The 3729-nt window shown below is 44.8% G+C and carries 3 protein-coding genes; 2 read left to right on the plus strand and 1 reads right to left on the minus strand.

Annotation, left to right across the window (positions count from 1 at the left end):
* Positions 1–69 precede the first annotated feature (69 nt).
* A complete protein-coding gene (locus tag GNE10_RS32780; protein ID WP_185570193.1) occupies positions 70–876 on the plus strand; it encodes a tetratricopeptide repeat protein in 807 nt (268 codons plus the stop codon).
* Positions 877–948: 72 nt separating this feature from the next.
* On the opposite strand, the gene GNE10_RS32785 is transcribed toward GNE10_RS32780, so the two are convergent.
* Positions 949–1440 carry a sulfocyanin-like copper-binding protein gene (locus GNE10_RS32785; RefSeq protein WP_260447127.1) on the minus strand — a complete coding sequence of 164 codons (492 nt, stop codon included), beginning with the start codon at positions 1438–1440 and terminating at the stop codon, positions 949–951.
* 762 nt (positions 1441–2202) lie between these two features.
* On the opposite strand from GNE10_RS32785, the gene GNE10_RS32790 reads away from it, so the two are divergent.
* A partial coding sequence (locus GNE10_RS32790) for a cadherin repeat domain-containing protein (protein ID WP_185570197.1) occupies positions 2203–3729 on the plus strand: 1527 nt, incomplete at its 3' end.

Here is a 3729-nt window from a genome sequence, read left to right on the forward strand (position 1 = left end):
CTCCTCATCTCCCCATACCCAATGCCCCATCCCCCATCCCCAATGCACACTCACTTACGGTAAATCCAGATGATAAAGTTGATTTGTATTTTTCTGAGTTTGTTAGTTGTGTTTGGCTGGGGTACACCAGCCATCGCACAATCTCAATTGCCAAGTGTCACTCAAGAGCAATTAAAACAAGGTGATGAGTGGGCAAATCAAGCTTTTGAAGCTACGAATAATGGTGATTTTGCCACGGCTGAAATATATTGGACAAAGATTATTGAGCAATTTCCCACCAATGCAGGGGCGTGGAGTAACCGAGGAAATTCGCGGGTCAGTCAAAATAAGCTACAAGAGGCACTGGCGGATTATAACAAAGCCATAGAACTGGCTCCAAATGTTACAGATCCTTATTTGAATAGGGGTGCAGCCTTAGAAGGTTTGGGAAAATGGCAAGAGGCCATCGCTGATTATAATTATGTCTTAGAACTCGATCCAAATGATGCGATGGCATATAACAATCGCGGTAATGCTGAAGGTGGTTTGGGAAAATGGCAAGAAGCGATCGCTGACTATAAAAAATCAGTGGAAATTGCCCCAAATTTTGCTTTTGCCCGCGCTAATTATGCCCTGGCACTTTATGAAAGTGGTCAAACAAACCAAGCAATCAAAGAAATGCAAAATATCGTCCGCAAATATCCCAAATTTGCCGATATGCGTGCCGCCCTCACAGCTGCCTATTGGGTAAATAAAAGACAAGGGGATGCTGAAAGTAATTGGGTAGCTGCTTATGGACTGGATAGCCGTTATAAGGACATCAACTGGGTCAAGAATGTTCGTCGTTGGCCTGACAGTATGGTGGTGGCTTTAGATAAGTTCTTAAAACTCCAGTAGGCAAGTCAAAGTGTATTGTCATCCCTAGTTCGTGCAGTTTTATCGTGGGTTAATGAGTTGGAGAATTCGTATTTAATTACTAATAATAATCTCTCCAATCATTCCTGCTTCTGTATGTCCAGCTATTGGACAACGTAAACTATAATTGCCAGATTTCAGAGGTACAAACACCCACTCCGCTTCTCCACCTGGCTTAAGTTCTACTTCGTGAATCGCTCCTTTAATTTCTACTTTTCCTGCTTCAATTTTTTGCGTCCAGATACCATCGGCAAAATCTTTGGCAGTAAAATAATGTTTCAGTTGGCTGGGATTAGCTAGCTTCAAATTATAGCGTTTGCCAGTTACAAATTCCAGGTGATTTGGCTCAAATTTGAGTTCGTTAGCCGCATTACCCAAGTTAACGGTAATTTCTGTAGCTGGTTGTTTGAGAAAATCGCTAGACAAATTCGCCGCGATCGCTGGAGTCGCATCGATCAAATTCCAGCACAAGAACAACGTTAATATTACGTAGTTAGACCGTAACGTTTGTAGCCAATCACGAGTGGGTAAAGTCAGAATTGTCATGAAAAATTGGTATAAATGGTTGCAAACTTTCATTGGTAGTTGTTAAAAGGTAAAGGTAATGATGGCGATCGCTAATCTAAATAGATAAGGCTTCTTTAAAGAAATACTTTACCAAACAGCAATATTGGCGTCAGTCATCAGAATTCACTTGGGTATTTTGTGCGACAACGAAGCAATCGCAAAGACTTGGGATTGCTTCACTTCGTACCCTACGGGAAGGCTACGCCAACGCAATGACATAATATTTTTGCATACCCAGTTACCACTTAAAACAGCAAAAGTTCTCACCAAAATCCCCGATTTATGAATAAATTGGGGATTTATTTGCTTATAGGCAGAAATTTCAGCGATTAAGCAACTATCTTATTGAATTTTTGATGAAGCTATCTCAAGTACTTCAGCTTTCACCGTATTATTTACTAATCGCATTAAAAAATATTACCTCATTAAGAGGCACTGACTTCATACCTAATTGTTAACAGGTGATGGAGGCTGTTCTGTGTTATCAAAAATTAGTGCCGAATTTAATACTAGCGATTGTTTGACAAACCAATGGGTATGTATGTATGCATCAAACAACCGCATATATATTAGCATACGTTATCAAATTTGGCACTTTGAGAATTTGCTGGCATGAGGGGAGATGTATGAGCAAAGTCTGTTGCGCTACTGACACCGCCCTTGGATAGCGCAGTCAGATAAAAGGCGGCATTGTCATTACTTATCAATACCAGTTTATTTACCAAAGGAAACTAATCATTAATGGCAAACTATACGGTGACCAACACCAACGACAGCGGCGAAGGCAGTTTGCGCCAAGCCATCCTCAACGCCAATGCCAACGCTGGAGCCGACACGATTACGTTTGCAGGCAGCACGTTCACCGACAGCACCCCCGACACCATCACCCTCACCAGTGGACAACTCTCGGTTACAGACAGTGTGACCATTACCGGAACTGGAGCCAACCTACTCACCATCAACGGCAATAATGCCTCTCGCGTCTTCGAGTTCGGCGGAGGTGGTAGCAAAACCTATAACCTTGAGGGCGTAACCATCACCGGAGGAAACGGTGTCGGTAATGGCACTGGCTTTGGTGGTGGGATTAACATGAACGATGAGAACGATACCCTCAACATCGATCGCACCATCATCACCGGAAATACAGCTAACAGTGGAGGTAACACTGGAGGTGGTCTGTACGTAGGGTTTGGAACGTTAAACCTCACCAATAGCACCGTCAGCAATAATACTGCTGGCTTCAGCGGTGGGATTAGGCTGCAAAACGTCAATGCTAGCTTGAGCAACGTCACCGTCAGCGGCAACAGTGCTGTCAACACGGGAGGAGGTATTGGTCATCTTGCCACTGGCTCCGGAAGAACCAGCAGTCTGAGCTTAACCAATGTCACCATCGCCAATAACAGCGCTGCTTTTGGTTCAGCACTAAGCAACATCAGTCAAACTGGTGCCGTTAGTGCCGTCACCCAATACAACAACAGCATCTTTGCCAACAACACAGGGTCGGCAAACATAGGAAATTTCGGAACGGGGACAGTAGTACAATCGCTAGGCTACAACATCAGCAGCGATGGCAGCGGCAACCTCACAGCTACTGGTGACCTGAGAAACACCAATCCCCTGCTGGGTTCTCTGCAAAACAATGGCGGTTCCACTCCCACCCATGCCCTCCTACCCGGTAGCCCAGCCATTGGTGCAGGCAACACTACTCTCACCACCGACCAGCGCGGCATTACCCGTCCCCAAGGTGCTTTTGATGACATAGGAGCTTTCGAGTTAGAAAATGCTGCTCCCACAAATCTGGTGCTAAATCTCACCAGCATTGCAGAAAATTCGCCCATCAACACCGTTGTTGGCAGCTTTGTCACCACAGACCCCAACGGTACGGATATTTACACTTATACCTTTGTCGGTGGCGCTAGCTACCCCGACAATAGCCTCTTTACTATTGATGGTAGCCAACTCAAAGCCAATGCTGTCTTCGACTTCGAGTCCGACAACAGCTACACCATCAAAGTGAGAACCACTGACCAGAATGGCTTGTTCTATGAGAAGGAACTGACCATCAACATCACCAACGTCAACGAGACACCTACCAACTTGACGCTGAACAACACTAACGTAGCTGAAAACTCTTCAGTAAATACCATCATTGGCACTTTCTCAACCACTGACCCCGACGCAGGTGACACCTTCACCTACAGCCTAATCCCTGGCAATGGCGATACTGATAATAACGCCTTCACCATTGATGGCAATCAACTAAAAATC

It is taken from the genome of Nostoc sp. 2RC (genome assembly GCF_014222165.1).
GTDB classification, from domain to species: domain Bacteria; phylum Cyanobacteriota; class Cyanobacteriia; order Cyanobacteriales; family Nostocaceae; genus Nostoc; species Nostoc linckia.

Excerpts from the sequence above, each read along its gene's own strand:
- GNE10_RS32780 (WP_185570193.1), top strand. The coding sequence starts at position 70 with ATGATAAAGTTGATTTGTATTTTTCTGAGTTTGTTAGTTGTGTTTGGC.
- GNE10_RS32785 (WP_260447127.1), bottom strand. The coding sequence starts at position 1,440 with ATGACAATTCTGACTTTACCCACTCGTGATTGGCTACAAACGTTACGG.